Below are 14,951 nucleotides of genomic sequence, written 5' to 3' on the forward strand. Positions count from 1 at the left end.
AGAAGCGATGCACGTACTTGTCACCCCAATGCGTCTTCGTGGTATCGCGCTGGATCCGAAGGAGCGGCGCCGGTATCCGGCTATCCGGGGCAACGTGATGGTCAATTCTACTCAATGCCATGAATTAGGCCGTGCAGCTAACGTTGCCCGCGTTGAGGTGGGAATGCCACTTGATCCGGATCCGCTGCCGCCTTTGCTTGATGCGACTTTGGCAGGGATGGCCGTTACAGGATTCGTATTAAGCGGCATTGAGTACATCGATGGCTGCGCTTATGCGCAATCTTGGTGGTGTAGGCTGTCTTGACTTGTGTCGATAGGGAGGTGACCTCCCTATCTCGCGTTGTAATAGTCTATAGCGTGTTCATCTGATCGAGATTAAATGCATCCCAAAAAGGGCCATTTTGAGAAAAACTTCTGTACTCGTTCGGTAAGTTTTTCGAATTTATTATTACCGCCTCCTTTATTTCTTCTAACGTTTTGCCTCCGAGAATAATTTGCAGCTTCGAAAAGTGTTTGCGCTGAGTCGCTCGAAGGAAGAATTCATATTCTTCGTGAAAAGCAGAATAGAAAAAAGTCTGAGGGTACCAAGGTCGAGAGCTAGAGGTGACGAAAGATGCGAGAGTAATAAGCAGCTCTGCTTCTTTCAAACTAGAGAAAGGTGTGTCTTGCCGATCTGCCTGCCGCTTTACTAGCTCTCCTGCTGTGCTCTTGTAAGTGCCGCCATCAGCGGGCTTTAGTACAGTCCCTAAAGTTGACGAGAATGTCCAGAACGAGCCGAACCCATCGAATTTTCGTCCACGATCTCTTTCTGCTTTTGGTAGCAGAAACTGTGTCTCAAATATCATTTTTAGGATTACTGTTTTTTCGCTCCTCATTAAAGTGGCGATGATGTAGATGAATAACTCATAGGCAAATAAGTGGAGAGCGTCAAGCCATGCCTCGTTCCAAGGGTTGAGTTCTTCTGGCTTTGATTTTAGATCCAGAATCTTCTCGAGAACCTTGAGAATGACTTCGCCGAACGAATTCTCATCTGCGCGGTTGACCTCCAGTGAGATCCAGTCAACTAACTGGTCTCTGACATCTTTTAGGCGGGCGCAGTCACCCAAAACTCGCTCCCCCAAGGTTTCTAAATCTGGTGGCGTACGCACCCTCATAGAATCTACAAACTCATAGCAAGTCGTTAAGAAGTCTTCCCGATACCCAGGTATTCCGGGCTTATTTTGAAGCACTGCTTGTCTAAGTGAATAAAATTTTGTTGCACTTGGAGTTGCATTTTCAGACGCTTCGGCAGTTATATAACCAGGAGGCTTTCCGATAGCAGGTTTACGATGCAAAGGCTTGCCATGCAGAAGTCTAACAAGTGTTTCCCAGTTTTCATTCACCGCTTCGGGAGAGGAGAAGTTTATATATATCGCCGAGCTGATGAATAGGGGGGTATACGCCTGTCCGGCTTCATCGTACTCACAAATGATAGGAATAAATTTTGTCTGGTTTACTTTCTCGTAGACTTGTTTAGAAATGATTTGGGATTCGGTTCCCACTCCGGAAATTTTCGCATCGGCCTTTTGAGAGTAAACTCTGTCACATATAACAAGTACATGAGAAATTGTCTCATCTAAAACCATGCTCTCCATAAATGCGAATTTATTGTGCCCCTCCTTCAAATCGTAAATATCAAGCACGACATCGATGCCATCTTCAAGCAAACGGTCGGCCCAAGACTTCACCAACTCTTGATGAGTTGGTGAACTCCAACTGTAGGAAATAAAAACCTTTGGTTGCATGTCTATCCCTCCCTTTAGACGAATCCACATCATAGGACAAATCTTAGGGTTTATAGGGTTATCGTGCGTTGCAGTGCTTCTAATCTCTTCGCGCTCTTGGAAAAGGTCTCGAAAATCGTGGAAGAAGCCGGAGGAGCTAACGGGGGGTGGACATGAGTGGCAATTGCCGAATTCATATCCCCTACAATCGCCAACAACTCAACCATCAGCTCAAGTGTGTTTACGGTTTCTGATCCAATCCAGCTCTTGGGCGCTTGCAAGCGTTGACTTACGCCAGCCAAGCTGTGACGCAGTCCTTCTATACGCTCCTGCATATCAGCGCCCACCGTGGCGTTGTGCTTCTGCCCCACAACCACGTTCAGATCCCGGCCGGTAGCCTGGTGCAGATCGTCCACCGCCGCCAAACTCGCGGATCCGCCCGACATTAGCTTGAGCGCGCCCAGTGCCTCAATCTTCTTCACACCACCCACAGACTCGGTTGAGTGGTCATCGATCGTCTGCGTGTGGCTCTGGAACTGCTCTCGGTTGTCCAGGGCTTCAACCTCGCGCTCAATCGCCTGATCCCGGATCTTGCCATCGGTCTGGCGTAGCCAGTTGCCTTCGGCGTCGACACGCTGCTGGGCGGCAGCGCTGTGTTGCCACACCTGATCACCTTTCGGCACCTTCGGCATGCTCAGCCCATGCGGCAAGATCGATTGGATGTAGGGCTTGTTCGGCAGGCCGTAGGCGAAGCACACCACGACCCGCGTGCCTTCCTCCGGAAAGGCGTAAATGCCCATTTCCTCGCCACCGGTGGGCAGCGGCAGAGGAACGCCAGTGAGCGCCGGCATGGCCGGATCTGGCTCGTCATCCGGGCCGAGTACGACAATGTCCACGGCGTACCGCGGCCGGAAGTCATCGCACAGTCCGGCGTCCGCCGGCGCGTCGGCCACGGCGGTAACCCGGGCAAAACGCGGCAGGTGGTAACCACCAGTGAGTTCGGGGAATTGGCGCTCTACAGCGCGGCGGATTGCGTCTTCCATCGGATAGCCATCTGGTCGTTGGCAAGCGACACCGTGGTGATGCGCTCGCCGTTGTTGATCGTTGCACCTGGGCGCAACCCGGGAAGGGCCGCGACCATCGCGCTCTGGGTGCCCTGGTAGCCGTCGAACAGCTCCGTGGGGATTTGCAGCGGCGCACGTGCGCCGAAAAAGCTGTCGGCCCAACTGCCGGCGAAGACTTCGCCGTTGCCCAGCTGGTGCCAGGTGAAGTCGGGAATGCTGAATACCCGGGCGAGACTGTCCATCGCCTGGTAGCCGGCAGCGAGGCTGTAAAAATACGGCGCCTTCACGCTGGCATAAGGCCGATCGGGAACACGGAAGCGCAGGCCGGTCTGTTCGCTGACCTGGGCCAGCACGGCGCGCAGATCCACATGACGCAGGTTCAACGGCAACGGGTTGGCCAGCACGGCGGCCAGCTCACGACAGAACAGCACCTGTTCGACCGCGTTGGCGGCCGTGCAGCGCTCGACGTAGCCGATAAAGTGCCGTTGCAGCGTGCCCTCGTTGTAGCCGATATCCAGCGTCACCAGCCCTTTCAGCGGCACAGGGGATTGAACGGTGAAGTTCGCCCGACCGGGGCTGGTAGCGTCCAGCCTGACGTCCTCCTTGATGAGAGCGATCGGGGCGCCGTTGATGGAAAGTATCTTGTGCAGCTTCACGTTGGCTCACTCCCGCCCAGCCACTTATCCACACGTCCCAGCACCTTTTCAAAGCCGCTCAGCGCGGGGTTGTCGCTGATTCCTTCACCGTTGCCGGCACCGCCGTCACCGACCGGGCTACCCGGGGCGCCTTGAGCGTCTACCTTGTTGCCGGCGCGCCGGCCTTCGACTTTCTCCGGGTTCGACTCGCGCTCGCTTAGCGTGAATTGCACAAGCCAGGCTTTCAGCGTGTCCGCTTCCCGAGCGCTGACGCCGTCGGAGAATTCCACCTGACGCACGCCGAAGGCTTCCGCCGTGTCGTTCACGATCCGGTACAGGTGCAATTGCCCGCCGCTGGCCGTGGTTTCAGCCATGCGCATCAAATCTGTCAGCTGGGTTTTATCCACAAAGGGAATCATCAGCGAGACGGCCAGCGTCTTGGGCTTAAAGCCCTTGTGGGCCTTGTCGGTGTTGCTGGTCTGGCCGGACATGTCGCCGCTTTCGATTCGCAGATTGGCCGTGACTTTGAGGTTCTTGCCTTGGACTTTTTGCCCGTCGAGTAGCAGCGTCATAGGCCCACCAGTTCCTGCACGAAGCTCAGCCCTTGTTTGCTGCCGACCAACAACAGGCCGGCGCACTGAATCCATTCGTGGCCCGGGGCGTCGCCGGCCAACAGTTCGCGGCGCAATTCGCCGGCAGTGCCCGGGCCGATCATCCGCGCGCGCATGCTCACGTCAGGGTTTTCCCCAGCCAGTAGCTTTTTCAGGTCCGCCAATTGCTTATCCCGTCCCTGCTGCTGGGCACTCTTGCGTGCTGCCAGCGCCGCCAGATCGGCCAACGGCGAACTGTCGGCGGCGTATCCCTCCAGCACCGCCAGTTGGCCAGCCATTGACTGTTTGGCAGCTTTGACCACTGTGCAACGTTCCAGCGGCAGACCCTGCCAGCGCGGCAGCGGCCCGGCGCCGGGGATCTCCCACTTTTCACTTTCCAGCTTCAGCAGGTGTTGCGCCCGACGCTCGGTGCGCACCAGGTCAGGAATCGGCAGCAGTGCATTGAATCGCGCCAAGCCGCTGGCCAACTGTTCCAGGCGCGTGCCCAGGAACAGGATCGACAGCGCGTATTGCGGCCCGGTCGGGCGCCCGCTGTCGCTGGCGTCTTCCAGTTTCTTGGCCAGATGTTCCAGCGCATTGGGCGCCGACAGAAAGCGCTGATAGCCCGCACCCTGGCCAACGCCGCTTTGAAACGGCGTCACGACTAGGCACGCCGGAACCTGCCCCATCTGCTCGGCCAACGCTGCGCGTCCGGCCGCGATCGCGCCTTTTGCTGCATCACCGACCGGCCCCGGGTTGGTGTTGGCCAGTCCACTCAGGCCAGCCAGGCGCTGGGCGGTACTGGCCAGTTCGCCACCGGCCAGATCCTTGGCTGCTGACAGCCCACCCATCCATTGCGTGGCCTGCTCCGGCCAGCGCATCGTCACCGGTGCCCAAGTCATGCCGGCGGCGTCCAGGTGATGGCTTTCATTGCCTTCAGATTTTTGCCTTTCTGAGCCTTCGCTACAGCTTGGCGCAGTGTTTCCGCGCGCTGTTGCGCCGCTTGCCGGAAGCGCACCAGGTCAAGGCTGACTTTCTGCAACTGGGTGATCGTATGCGGCCGGAAGGCCAGCACCTGGTCGGCGTCATAACACGGGTAAACGTCGTCCAGGCCCAGCAGCACCTGGCCGTTTAAATTCACCTGGTCATCGATCGCACTGCTGTAGTGGTATGGCTCGCCCAACGCGCTGGAACTGAACCCGCCGGCAATGGAGGCCGTACAGTCGGCAGCGATCATCTGCAGTTTCTTGTCACGCAGAGCAGCCAGCACGGCTTCAATGTCGTCGATCCATTGGCCATCCTTCCAGATCTGGTTCGGCCCGGGCTTTTGCATGGTGTAGCCGGACGGCACGGGGTCGAAGCCTTTCAACGTCAGCGGCTCGCCCGTCTCGGTGCTGTACACCACAACGCCACTGAAGTAATCCACAAGCTGCCAAGCTTTGCCGTTCCACCACGCGGCTTTATGTTCCGGAACCGCTGGTGGTGCGATCTCCACGCAGCCACCGGGTATCAGATACACGCCCTCTTCCAGCGGTGATTCCTCAGCTTTCACGGCACCAATAAAGATGCCGAGATAGTCGGTCTGATAAACGATTTTGTCCGTCATGCTCGATCTCAATACTTGATGCAGAAAAGAAGGGCCAAGTTTTTCGGCCGGGTTTCGGTACCGCCGGCGGCGGCGACTGTCACGCCGTGGGTGTGCGCACCGCCGCCACTGACGCCAACGTTGTGCGCGTGCTGGCCAGCGGCGCCGATGCCGACGTTATGTGCGTGGTTACCCTGATAGTCGGTGCGCATCGGCCGACCGTCGGCATTCTTCCCGCCGCCGATCTCAAGTTCAGTCCAGACGCTGCCGCCTGCCGGGTAACCCACATTGACGCCTGCACCGTTGTCGACCGTTCGGAACCCGTGGTCGTGATTGCCTTGCGCGTCAGTCCAGGCACTGTGGACGTGGTTGCCCTGCGCGTCTGTCCAGGCAGTGTGCAAGTGATCACCAACGGCAGCGGCCGAGGCCGAGTGAGCGTGAGAATGCAGCGCCATGTCCTGGAACGACCCGAAAACCCGACCGGGATCCACACCACGCCCATCGTCCCAACCTCGCGGAAACAGACCCCGCATGTCAGGCAAATTTAACGTGGTTGAACCGTCGCCGGCCCCGTAGTGCGTACCAAGCCAAGCGAAAAGTTGCGCGTACGTAGTGCGGGAAACCGCCGCCCCGTTGCACTTCAGCCAACCCACCGGCGCCCATGACATGGAGAACGCTGCCACCATGCCGGTCATCGAATCGCCGACTTGCTTCTGCAGTTTGTTCAGCGCGGCGGTCGTCGCCAGAATCTCGCTACTGTTGGTGGTTGGGTCGTCGCTCTTTGCGTTGGGCAGGTTGCCAAGTCCGACGTCTTCTTTGGTCGTCGCCCGGGCGCGCAGATTCGCGTAATCACCCTCACGCGCCGCGAAGTGTTGAACGAGTGGCCCAGCGATTGGCTCGGGCTGACGCTCGTCCCAGAACGCGGTCGGGGACGTGTAATGGGCGATCGGCACGCAGTAATGGCGCACGCCGGCGGCGTCGGTGTAGTCGGCCTGTTCGCCATAGACGACTTTCCAAGTCGCTACCCGATCGTTCAACTGCCGTTCCAGGCAGACGTCGAGTGTGATTTTTCCAGCGGGAATAACGCCGGTGAACGGCAAAGGCTTCGTCAGCGAAACGCGGATGCCTTCAATGTAGGCAGTACCCGCGCCCAACTGAAACCCGTTTTCGCTCTTGCCGAATGCCAGCGAGTTACCAAAAAAACAGGCGCGACCGTACAGCTCGCGATTGCTCAGCCGCTCACGCTCATCGATGCCGGCAAGACGCACGGTAAAGTCATGCTGCCAGGTGCTGGCATCAATCATGATGCCGGTCAGTTGCATGGCACCGTCATAGGCCACCAGAAAGTTACGGGTGACGTTGTTGCCGATCTGCTGCGGCGGGATGTTCCTGCGCTTCTGTTGCAGCGGTACGTAGGACACGGCGAACAGCAGGCCGTCCGCGTCCTCAAGGCCGACCCAGTTAAAGTCCCAGTCGCCGATATCCGAACCCAACTGGGCGCTGTACACGACCTGGTTTGGATTCACGAAGCCGGCGTTTTCTTTGGGGATGTCGTAGACGTGGACAATCTGCGCCGCAGGCGGTTTGCCGGCAGCACGGTCGACCGGGGTTTCAGGGTTCAGGTCGGGCACGTTGGCGAAGATGAACCGCGTGATGGTCAGCGGCTTTTGTTGACCTTGTTTAAGGGCGATTTGGCTTTCGCCGGCCAAAGTAATACTGGCGCTCACGGTGCGCTCCTACAGGCTGGCAACCAGCGTTTGCTGGTCGTCGTTGAAGTCAATCAGGGCGATTTGCAGCCCCACGGGGGTGATGGTCACGAAGTCATAACGGCGACAGGTGCGGCCGTATTGCTGGATCAGCACGCGCAACAGCTCAGGGTTCAGCGACAACTGGGCGTTGCTGAATTTCAGCAGTACGACGTCCCAATCCCGATCGGGCTGGCGCTCCTCGATCTCGACGTAACCCACGCCAAGACGCATAAAAATGCGCTTCAAGCCGGCGGTGCTTCCGGCGTCGACGGAGTTGATAAAGGCGTATTTCACACGCAGGCGGAACAGGGATTCCGGTTCACCTTGAAAGCGCGTCACGTCGCGCTGCCAGGCCCACAGTTCAAGAATGCTCATGTGGCAGGTATCGGGATCGATCTGCGAATAGGGCCAGCGCAGCCAACCGGTGACGGTTTCCCACCACGCCTGTGCAGCACTGACCAGCTTTGAAAGCTCAGTGCCTTCAAGCCAGAACGGCAATTTGATCTTGATCACTGAATCACCACCGTCAGGTTCTCCAGTCGAGGAATAGACAGACCATTTACCGCATCCACCATCGGCGTGATTTTCACGGCTTCAATGTTTGGGAATTGTTCGTGCAGCTCGGTGCAGAGGCGGCTTTTGCTGAATCGCGCTTGCGGATAAGTCAGCGTGGGCTGGTAGTCGCGGGGGGTGCTTTCGCGAAAGGCAGCACGCACAAAGAATTCCACCTCCTGCTTCAGTGTGGCTTTCTGCTCTGGCGTCTGATTCGGGAACGGCCAGACGTTCACGACCATGCTGGAGAGAGTTTCCGGCATGACCATGGCCAGCAGATCATCGCCGTGGCCGTGGTTGCCCTGGTCGCGGATATGCGCGTTGATCTTTTCCAGGTAACTGGCCGCCGGCACACCCGCGTCAAACAGCACATAGGCGTTTGCACTGCCCGGCCCACGCGGTGCGCCGTGTTCGAAATACACGCCGTCCGGACGTACGCCCGGGAAGGCCGAGATCATGGCGCGATACACCGCGTCGGTGTGCCACTGGTTCACCGCCGAGAACTGATTGCGCACACGCAAACGCAGCTGGTCGTTCGGTTCCGGATCCGCACCTGGTGATTCCAGCCAACCGTCCTTGTTCACCACCTGGACAATGCCGGGGATGGGCACCGGCAAGATCGCGTAGTAACCCGGGGCGAGGTTGAAGCCACTGCCGGACTCGATCGCCTCCACCGGCACTTCCAGCTGCAGCTGGCCTGCTGCGAATGTCGCCGGCGCCGTGGTGACCAGTTTGTAGACGTTGCCGTTGATGGCCGCTGACTGCACCACAATGCCTTTTTCCAGCTCTAGCACGCCGTCCGGCACAGCCCGGGTAAACAGCAATTTGCCTTGGGCTTTGGTCGCACCCTTGCGCTCGACGTTGACCGCCCAAGCGAGCATGTCCAGCCAGGCGTCCACCGCCGTTTTCACAAAGAAGTTCGGCAGCACTGACAGACACAGAAAGTCCAGCAGCCACAACACCGGTTTGGTCACCAGCGCAGTCATCACCCGCCAGAACGGCGAATAACTGCTGGTGTTGGCCACCTTCGCGCCTTGGGCTTCAACCTCCTTTTCCCACGCGGCCTTCAAACCGGCCTCGGTGGTCGGGATGCCGGCGTCGGCGATCACCTTTTTAAAATCGACCTGGCTCACAGACTTACCTCAATCGAACCGAATTTCAGGGTTTTCGCAGTGACCAGGTACACGCCCGGTTCCTGCTGGGTGATGCGTGCCGTACCGGGCACCAGGCGCTGATCGTTCTCGACCAGCAGTTCCAGTTGCTGGATGCAGTCGCGCTGCCGCAGCCGATCGCGCTCAGCGACCAGCGTCACCAACAACCCGCTGTCGCGGATCATGTGAGCGATGTCCTGGGCGATGCAGGCGCGGTCATCGATGAGCAAAGGTTGATGCGACGGATCCAGTGCCAGGTCGTTGTCGACGATCAAGAGGTCTATGTATTCGCTCATCCGCCGACCGCCATGGCGACCATGTTTTCCACTTCCAGCGGGTTCATCGGTTTGGCGGTGTGAATGATCACGTTCTCCACATGCGTGCCCTTGCTCTGGCTGCTGTTGTTGTTCTGGATGCTGGTCAGCAAGCCACCGGGCGGCACCGCTGAAGGGCGCGCCGGCGAAAGGCTGGGGATTGCCGCGTTGATGGTCTGCTGGGCTTTCTGCGCCGCGTTGGCGGTGTCAGCGGCATTGGTCGCAGCATCGACGCCAGGCACGTCAGGCATGCCGCCGAAACGCGCTTCGATGTTTACGCCCGGGATGCTGTTCAGCAGCTCGATCACGCCGTTAACGGCCGTGGTGAAAATGCCGACGATGCTGTCCCATGCCGCCTTGGCCATGCCTGCCCAACCGCCCATTGAGTTAAACCAGTCGGACAGCTTCTGGAGCTTGTCGGCGACGAACTGGAACGCGGCCGTATTCATCAAGGCAGACGTCCATTCGTCCCAGTAGTGAACCGCCGCGACAATGACCGCCACCAACGCGAGAACACCGACCACAACCCAAACCATCGGGTTGGCCAACAGTGCCGCGTTGACCAGCCAGATCGCGCCCTGCCACAGCAGCATGGCCCCACGCACCAGGGCAAGGCCGGCGCTGAGCGTGTAGATCACGGCCATGTAAGCCAGAATTGCCAGTTTCTGCAGGACGAAGCCGGCAACGGTGCGCAGGTTGAGCAGCTGGACAACCTTCCACACCGACACCAGACCCAGCCAGGTCATCCGTGCAACGCCGACCACGACGGTCAACAACGACATGGCGCCGACGATCGCCATGATGGTCAGTGCGGTGATGCCGATCACCCGGGTGATGTTGGGAAACAGCTGCGACCAACGCACCAGGGTTTTGCCGATGTCCACCATCTTGTTCATGAACGGCGTCAGCACCGGGATCAGCACCTGACCAAACACCACGCGCATGACCTCGACCAGGGACGCCCACTGTTGCCACGGATCGACCATCGCCCGGGCCATCTGCTCGGCATTTTCGAGACCGCGCACCTTGCCCAGCTGCTCGATGCCGTTGCGCAGCCGATCGGTATCCTTGGCCAGCGCACCGATTATCTGGGCGCCTTCACCGCCGAACGCTTCGACCAGTTTGGCCCCGGCAGACGCGGTGGTCAGATCACCGAACTTGCCCTGCAGCTTGTCCAGGATGGTCATCATCGGCAGGACTTTCCCCTGCTGATCGGTGAACTGCATGCCGAGCTTTTCAGAGGCGGCGCCGATGTTTTCGAAAAACGCTTTGTAGCGCCCGCCAGCGTCGCCGCCTTCCATGGTGCTGCTCAGCGTGCCGATCACCGCCATCTGTTCGGCGAGATCGACGCCGGATGTGGTGGCGATCGCGCCGGCTTCCTTGAAGGCGTCCTTCATCGCGGCGCCGCTCGTGCGAAACAGCTGCACGGCCAGCGCGGTTTGCCCGCCGAGTTTTTCCACCCACGCGCCCTTCCCCATCGCATCCGCTTGGGACTTCTGCAGGTTGTAGAGCGTGCCGACGTATTCACCCATGGTTTCGGCGTCGGACTTGGTGGCCTTTGCCAGCAAGTTACTGGTGTTGGTGAACGTGGCGAGCTGGTTGCCGGCAAGTCCCTTAATGGCGCCCTCGATCAGGTAAGCCGAGGCCACAAAATCCTTGGCGTTCTCGCCATAGCTGACGGCGAATTGCAGCGACTTGGCATTGAGCGCAGACAACGCATCCTCGGCCACGCCCAGCGATCGGACGTCGCCCAGAGCGCGATTGACCTCCAGCGCCGGTTCCATGGACTCACGAATCCCGACCACAGCCGCCGTCACGCCAGCCATGCCCAAGCCGATCGTCTTGATGTGCTGTTCGCTCTGATCCGCAAGCTCGGAAAAACCCATTTTCACCTTGCCCAGGGGCGCGGTGACCTTGTCGGTCAGGCTCAGGATGAAAGCCAGGCTGGCGCTACGGTCTGCCAATGTCGTTACCCGTTCAGCGCAAGAGCGATGCCGTTAGCCACGGCAAACTCCATGCGTTTCCAGTATTCGTCCTCCAGCCACTTGGCCGTCCCCATCGCCTCGGGCGTGGGTTCGGCACCAGGTAGCCAGCGGCTCGTCAGGGCCATGAGCTGGCCCAAGCCGTTTTCGCTTAAGCGCTCAGCGTGCTCGTGCGCTTTTTTACGATCACCTCAACGTTCGGCGCGTACTCCTCAAGCAGCGCGCCGGCGAGCTGCATCACCATCACGGGATTGCCGAGCAACGGTTTCAGCGTGGCCTTTTCCTCTTGCTTGACGGTGGTCATCAGCAGGTTATTGCCCGGGGCGACCTTGTTGGTCTGGGTCAGGGCATTGAAGTATTTGGTCACGTCAGCCGGGGTCAGGCTGAACGTGAATTCCGCTTCGCCGACTTCCAGGGTAATTTCGGTGTTGTTCTGTTGGCTCATGGGGTAGATCTCTTGTTGAGGTTGGGAAAATTTGTGTCCTGGTGCGCTGGCGATCGCAGGCACACGCCACGGACGTATTGCTGCAGTCCGAGGATCATTTGCCGGCTTAAGGCGAGTTGATCTCGAAGGGTGAAATAATCCGGTCGAGCGTCTGCTGCGAGTTCGGCGCGTCCTGCATCAGCCACGCGGGCGGTGCCGGTGGTGGCGGGCACAGATCCGGTGGCGGGACAGGTGGCGCGGACGAGCAACCGGCCAGAGCCATCGCCAACAGCGCGGCGCAGGCGCTCGTTTTCAGTGAGTGCATCGGTCAATTCCTGGGTGTTTCGTTGGTCGATCGCGTCCCGCTCGGCGAGCATTTCGCCGCTGATGCGTGCCGCTTCCCGCAGGCCGCTGGCCTCCCATTTCGCGCTATCACGCTCGCGCCTGGCTTCGTCGCGCTGGCCTTCGAGCGAGTCAAAACCGATCCAGGCGACCAGGCACAACACGACCAGGAACAAGGCTTGGCGCAGCATCACAAGCCCTCCGCACACAGCCGGGATTCGGCCAGCCGGCGGTTGTGCAGGCCCGGAATAAAGCGCTTCTGGCCCTTGGCGTCAGTCACAAAGGCCCATACCGGCGTCTTGCCGTCCGGCGCCCATGCCAGAGCTTTGCAGCCCTCGGCGATGCGGCCGGCGTTGATAAGCGCGACCGCTCGACTGGCGCAGGTGCTGGTCACGCCGAAGTTGTGGCCATGACTGGTGAGTGCGTCGAACGTGGTCTGTCCCACGTTCGGGTTGGTGATGCACTCGGCGAGCTGCAGCTGCGTTTTGCGGATCACCAGTTGCTCCACCTCGGCGCACTTGGCGGGTGACCAGTAGTCGCCGACGACGACCGGGTACGGGCTGGTAAACCGGGTGATGCCCTTGCAAACCGTGGGCAGCCCACCGGCGAGCTTGTCCGCATAAACGGTGTTCTGGCCGTTGCCTTCCCAAGTGCCCAGGAAGATCACCAGCGGGGCGCTGGCCAGCGCAATCACACCGGCCTGAATCCTGCCGCGCAGGCTCATGGAAACCACACCCGCAGCAGTGCCGGCACAACCATTTGCAGGACGGCTCCGACCAGCGTGAGGATGGTCAGCAAGCGGCCGACCTTTGCGCCGATATCGTTTACCGCGACCGTCAGGGTCTGCTGGCCAGCGTTCAGTTCCGACAGTTGCCCGGCCATATGCTCAAACCCTTGTTCCAGCTTGGTCACGCGGGTCGGCACGGTTTCATGGCGGTCTTCCAGCTCGCCCAGCCGGTGTTCGAAGACAGCGAATTTCTGTTCCAGCACTCCGAGGCGCAAGGCGTCAGTGGTCATCAGCGTTTACTCTGCTCAAAGCCCGTCTGGCACGGGACGCATCGCGTTTTACCGCCCAGCGCACGGCGTGCCGGCGGGATCTCTTTGTCGCAGTCCTCGCAATGGGTCAGGCTTGGCCCAACCGGCACAGGCGTCAGTAGCTGGGCCTTGATCGCCTGGTCACGTTGGCGTTGCTCCAGCTCCTGGGCGCGGTCGAACCAGTCCACCATTAACGGATCCCCTCGATCTCGGCCGCAGCCAGGTAGGGAACGCCGTTGATGTGGATAAAGTCCGGACTGGTGACGTCGAACGGCACCTTGTGTTTGGTCTTCTCGCCACCCTTCGGGTCGATCGACAACAGGCTGGAGATCTTCACCTTGCAGCCGAACGCCTCCACACGCAGTTCGTCCTCACCGGCCTTAGCGAAGAACACCGCATCGAACGGTTTCAATTCGCGATAGCTGCCCGCCGATCGCGCCGCGTCGATCAGCAACTCAAAGTTGGAGCTATCCAGCTCCAGTTCACCGGCAGCGGCCACGTCGCCGTCGACGTAACCGTCAGGCACGCCCCGGGTTTGGGCCACGGCCGAGTTGTCGGTGATGTCCAGGGTGCAGCTTTCGACGTGCAGCGCGATATCGCCCAGGCTCACGTCGAAGTTCTTGCCGCCAATCTTTGCCATGGGGCGTTACTCCGCTTTGTCAATGGAAAGATCCAGGGCAATGTTCGCCGTGAGGTCTTTCGGGCAGTTGAGGGGTTTGAGCTTGATGTAGGCCGCGACTTTGGTTTTGCTCTGCCACTCCAGCACCAGGTCGCCGTCTTTCGGCGGCTCGATGTCACCGGGGAACACCTCGCCGTTGAACTTGATGGACTTCGCCATGGCTCGCAGTGGCGCCATCAATTGGTTGGTATTCACCGCCATGCTGTTGGGCGTGTTGTTCAAGCGACGATCAGCGACACGGCGGATCAGCAGCGGACGGATCAGGCGAGCGGCCTTATCGGTGATGCGCAGGTATTCCACGACCTGAAAGTCACTACCGGGGGTGTCCAGCATGTTGCAGTCACCCCAGTACACACCCGGATAGTCGGGATAGGTCTGGGTGACAGAAAACCGCGCCCGATCCAGTTCACTGCGTACAGCGGACGGCAGCGGAATCAGCTCGCTATCAATGGGCACGTCGCCAAGGCCCAATACCGGGCCGGTGGCCACGCGCATCGGGCTATCAGCGATGCTGACTGCCGAATTAGCCAAGCGGCCAGCCAGCACGCCCAGGTCATTGCCGTGCAGTTGCGGTACCGGTGAAACGCGCGGCGCTGCCAGACCCGCTACCAACGCTTTTTGCTCGGTGAGGTACTGCGCCCAGGTCTGGTCGACGGCGATCCCGGCACTGCTCGCCAGAAAGAAAACCCGGCGGCCGTAGGTGTTGTTGAGGGCAACGGCCGCGTCATGCATGGCCGACAGTTCGTCACCCTTTGTCACGGGTTTGGTGATAATTACCCCTTCCACCGACACCCCTTGTTGCTGGGTTTTCTGCAGTGCGGTGGCCCAATCGCCTTCGGGGCCGACCGGAGCCGCCATGCAGGCCCAGCGCTGGCCACCGTTCAACCGAGCGGCGGTAATCTGGGTTTTCAGGTCGCTCGCCGGGATGCCCAGGGCGGCGTCCAGATCGCTGTCGGTGTTCAGCGGGATGACCTGGCCGACGTTTTTGGCGGCAGGGCCGATGAAAAGAAAGTAACGCTCAACCTCTGTCACGGCACCCTGGCCTAGATTGAGGTTGTCGACGGTGACTTGACCGAGTGCCATGTAG

20 protein-coding genes are annotated in these 14,951 nt (G+C 59.7%); 1 reads left to right on the forward strand and 19 read right to left on the reverse strand.

Translation table 11 applies throughout. From position 1 onward, the window contains the following. The first annotated feature begins 7 nt into the window (after positions 1-7). A complete protein-coding gene (locus tag J0G10_RS20355) occupies positions 8-304 on the forward strand; it encodes a hypothetical protein (RefSeq protein ID WP_220556576.1) in 297 nt (98 codons plus the stop codon). Positions 305-350: 46 nt separating this feature from the next. Here J0G10_RS20355 and J0G10_RS20360 read toward each other — a convergent pair whose 3' ends face one another. The 19 genes from J0G10_RS20360 to J0G10_RS20450 are packed head-to-tail and all read right to left on the reverse strand — an operon-like array spanning position 351 to position 14,947. Beyond that, positions 351-1,784, reverse strand: coding sequence for an SEFIR domain-containing protein (locus tag J0G10_RS20360; RefSeq protein WP_220556577.1), 1,434 nt, complete (start codon positions 1,782-1,784; stop codon positions 351-353). A 50-nt stretch (positions 1,785-1,834) separates the two neighbouring features. Beyond that, entirely contained in the window at positions 1,835-2,806 is a 972-nt protein-coding gene (locus J0G10_RS20365; protein WP_220556578.1) for a hypothetical protein, read from the reverse strand. Continuing rightward, the gene (locus J0G10_RS20370; protein ID WP_220556579.1) at positions 2,779-3,483 is read right to left on the reverse strand and encodes a hypothetical protein; all 705 of its coding nucleotides are present in this window, start codon (positions 3,481-3,483) and stop codon (positions 2,779-2,781) included. The genes J0G10_RS20365 and J0G10_RS20370 overlap by 28 nt, the downstream gene beginning before the upstream one ends. Further along, positions 3,480-4,034 carry a baseplate complex protein gene (locus J0G10_RS20375; protein WP_220556580.1) on the reverse strand — a complete coding sequence of 185 codons (555 nt, stop codon included), beginning with the start codon at positions 4,032-4,034 and terminating at the stop codon, positions 3,480-3,482. Before J0G10_RS20375 ends, J0G10_RS20370 begins: the two co-directional genes overlap by 4 nt. Then, positions 4,031-4,954, reverse strand: coding sequence for a hypothetical protein (locus tag J0G10_RS20380; protein WP_220556581.1), 924 nt, complete (start codon positions 4,952-4,954; stop codon positions 4,031-4,033). The genes J0G10_RS20375 and J0G10_RS20380 overlap by 4 nt, the downstream gene beginning before the upstream one ends. Beyond that, entirely contained in the window at positions 4,951-5,658 is a 708-nt protein-coding gene (locus tag J0G10_RS20385) for a DUF4376 domain-containing protein (protein ID WP_220556582.1), read from the reverse strand. Before J0G10_RS20385 ends, J0G10_RS20380 begins: the two co-directional genes overlap by 4 nt. Positions 5,659-5,666: 8 nt before the next feature. Continuing rightward, positions 5,667-7,364: a phage tail-collar fiber domain-containing protein gene (locus J0G10_RS20390; RefSeq protein WP_220556583.1), complete on the reverse strand. Its 1,698-nt coding sequence runs from the start codon at positions 7,362-7,364 to the stop codon at positions 5,667-5,669. 9 nt (positions 7,365-7,373) lie between these two features. Continuing rightward, positions 7,374-7,898 (reverse strand): phage tail protein, encoded by a 525-nt coding sequence (locus J0G10_RS20395; RefSeq protein ID WP_128615526.1) that lies wholly within the window; start codon positions 7,896-7,898, stop codon positions 7,374-7,376. Beyond that, a complete protein-coding gene (locus tag J0G10_RS20400; RefSeq protein WP_220556584.1) occupies positions 7,895-9,070 on the reverse strand; it encodes a baseplate J/gp47 family protein in 1,176 nt (391 codons plus the stop codon). The genes J0G10_RS20395 and J0G10_RS20400 overlap by 4 nt, the downstream gene beginning before the upstream one ends. Next, entirely contained in the window at positions 9,067-9,384 is a 318-nt protein-coding gene (locus J0G10_RS20405; protein ID WP_201233996.1) for a DUF2590 family protein, read from the reverse strand. The genes J0G10_RS20400 and J0G10_RS20405 overlap by 4 nt, the downstream gene beginning before the upstream one ends. Continuing rightward, the gene (locus J0G10_RS20410) at positions 9,381-11,366 is read right to left on the reverse strand and encodes a phage tail tape measure protein (RefSeq protein ID WP_220556585.1); all 1,986 of its coding nucleotides are present in this window, start codon (positions 11,364-11,366) and stop codon (positions 9,381-9,383) included. The genes J0G10_RS20405 and J0G10_RS20410 overlap by 4 nt, the downstream gene beginning before the upstream one ends. Positions 11,367-11,371: 5 nt before the next feature. After that, positions 11,372-11,512, reverse strand: coding sequence for a DUF6890 family protein (locus J0G10_RS20415; protein ID WP_191626909.1), 141 nt, complete (start codon positions 11,510-11,512; stop codon positions 11,372-11,374). 23 nt (positions 11,513-11,535) lie between these two features. Continuing rightward, positions 11,536-11,829 carry a putative phage tail assembly chaperone gene (locus J0G10_RS20420; protein ID WP_128615523.1) on the reverse strand — a complete coding sequence of 98 codons (294 nt, stop codon included), beginning with the start codon at positions 11,827-11,829 and terminating at the stop codon, positions 11,536-11,538. Further along, entirely contained in the window at positions 11,826-12,341 is a 516-nt protein-coding gene (locus tag J0G10_RS20425) for a lysis protein (RefSeq protein WP_220556586.1), read from the reverse strand. The genes J0G10_RS20420 and J0G10_RS20425 overlap by 4 nt, the downstream gene beginning before the upstream one ends. After that, on the reverse strand, positions 12,341-12,874 hold the full coding sequence (locus J0G10_RS20430) for a lysozyme (protein ID WP_220556587.1): 534 nt from the start codon (positions 12,872-12,874) through the stop codon (positions 12,341-12,343). The genes J0G10_RS20425 and J0G10_RS20430 overlap by 1 nt, the downstream gene beginning before the upstream one ends. After that, positions 12,871-13,167 (reverse strand): hypothetical protein, encoded by a 297-nt coding sequence (locus J0G10_RS20435; RefSeq protein ID WP_220556588.1) that lies wholly within the window; start codon positions 13,165-13,167, stop codon positions 12,871-12,873. The genes J0G10_RS20430 and J0G10_RS20435 overlap by 4 nt, the downstream gene beginning before the upstream one ends. Continuing rightward, entirely contained in the window at positions 13,167-13,376 is a 210-nt protein-coding gene (locus J0G10_RS20440; protein WP_116256721.1) for a TraR/DksA family transcriptional regulator, read from the reverse strand. The genes J0G10_RS20435 and J0G10_RS20440 overlap by 1 nt, the downstream gene beginning before the upstream one ends. Beyond that, the gene (locus J0G10_RS20445) at positions 13,376-13,825 is read right to left on the reverse strand and encodes a phage protein (protein WP_201234000.1); all 450 of its coding nucleotides are present in this window, start codon (positions 13,823-13,825) and stop codon (positions 13,376-13,378) included. Before J0G10_RS20445 ends, J0G10_RS20440 begins: the two co-directional genes overlap by 1 nt. A 6-nt stretch (positions 13,826-13,831) precedes the next feature. Then, the gene (locus tag J0G10_RS20450; RefSeq protein WP_220556589.1) at positions 13,832-14,947 is read right to left on the reverse strand and encodes a DUF2586 domain-containing protein; all 1,116 of its coding nucleotides are present in this window, start codon (positions 14,945-14,947) and stop codon (positions 13,832-13,834) included. Between the last annotated feature and the right edge of the window lie 4 nt (positions 14,948-14,951).

The sequence above is a fragment of the Pseudomonas germanica genome, from assembly GCF_019614655.1.
Lineage (GTDB): Bacteria > Pseudomonadota > Gammaproteobacteria > Pseudomonadales > Pseudomonadaceae > Aquipseudomonas > Aquipseudomonas neuropathica.

What these genes read in the sequence shown, in the direction of transcription:
- J0G10_RS20355 (WP_220556576.1), top strand. Translation starts at nt 8, where the DNA reads ATGCACGTACTTGTCACCCCAATGCGTCTTCGTGGTATCGCGCTGGAT.
- J0G10_RS20360 (WP_220556577.1), bottom strand. Translation starts at nt 1,784, where the DNA reads ATGCAACCAAAGGTTTTTATTTCCTACAGTTGGAGTTCACCAACTCAT.
- J0G10_RS20365 (WP_220556578.1), bottom strand. Translation starts at nt 2,806, where the DNA reads ATGGAAGACGCAATCCGCCGCGCTGTAGAGCGCCAATTCCCCGAACTC.
- J0G10_RS20375 (WP_220556580.1), bottom strand. Translation starts at nt 4,034, where the DNA reads ATGACGCTGCTACTCGACGGGCAAAAAGTCCAAGGCAAGAACCTCAAA.
- J0G10_RS20380 (WP_220556581.1), bottom strand. Translation starts at nt 4,954, where the DNA reads ATGACTTGGGCACCGGTGACGATGCGCTGGCCGGAGCAGGCCACGCAA.
- J0G10_RS20385 (WP_220556582.1), bottom strand. Translation starts at nt 5,658, where the DNA reads ATGACGGACAAAATCGTTTATCAGACCGACTATCTCGGCATCTTTATT.
- J0G10_RS20405 (WP_201233996.1), bottom strand. Translation starts at nt 9,384, where the DNA reads ATGAGCGAATACATAGACCTCTTGATCGTCGACAACGACCTGGCACTG.
- J0G10_RS20415 (WP_191626909.1), bottom strand. Translation starts at nt 11,512, where the DNA reads ATGGCCCTGACGAGCCGCTGGCTACCTGGTGCCGAACCCACGCCCGAG.
- J0G10_RS20420 (WP_128615523.1), bottom strand. Translation starts at nt 11,829, where the DNA reads ATGAGCCAACAGAACAACACCGAAATTACCCTGGAAGTCGGCGAAGCG.
- J0G10_RS20425 (WP_220556586.1), bottom strand. Translation starts at nt 12,341, where the DNA reads ATGCTGCGCCAAGCCTTGTTCCTGGTCGTGTTGTGCCTGGTCGCCTGG.
- J0G10_RS20430 (WP_220556587.1), bottom strand. Translation starts at nt 12,874, where the DNA reads ATGAGCCTGCGCGGCAGGATTCAGGCCGGTGTGATTGCGCTGGCCAGC.
- J0G10_RS20435 (WP_220556588.1), bottom strand. Translation starts at nt 13,167, where the DNA reads ATGACCACTGACGCCTTGCGCCTCGGAGTGCTGGAACAGAAATTCGCT.
- J0G10_RS20440 (WP_116256721.1), bottom strand. Translation starts at nt 13,376, where the DNA reads ATGGTGGACTGGTTCGACCGCGCCCAGGAGCTGGAGCAACGCCAACGT.
- J0G10_RS20445 (WP_201234000.1), bottom strand. Translation starts at nt 13,825, where the DNA reads ATGGCAAAGATTGGCGGCAAGAACTTCGACGTGAGCCTGGGCGATATC.
- J0G10_RS20450 (WP_220556589.1), bottom strand. Translation starts at nt 14,947, where the DNA reads ATGGCACTCGGTCAAGTCACCGTCGACAACCTCAATCTAGGCCAGGGT.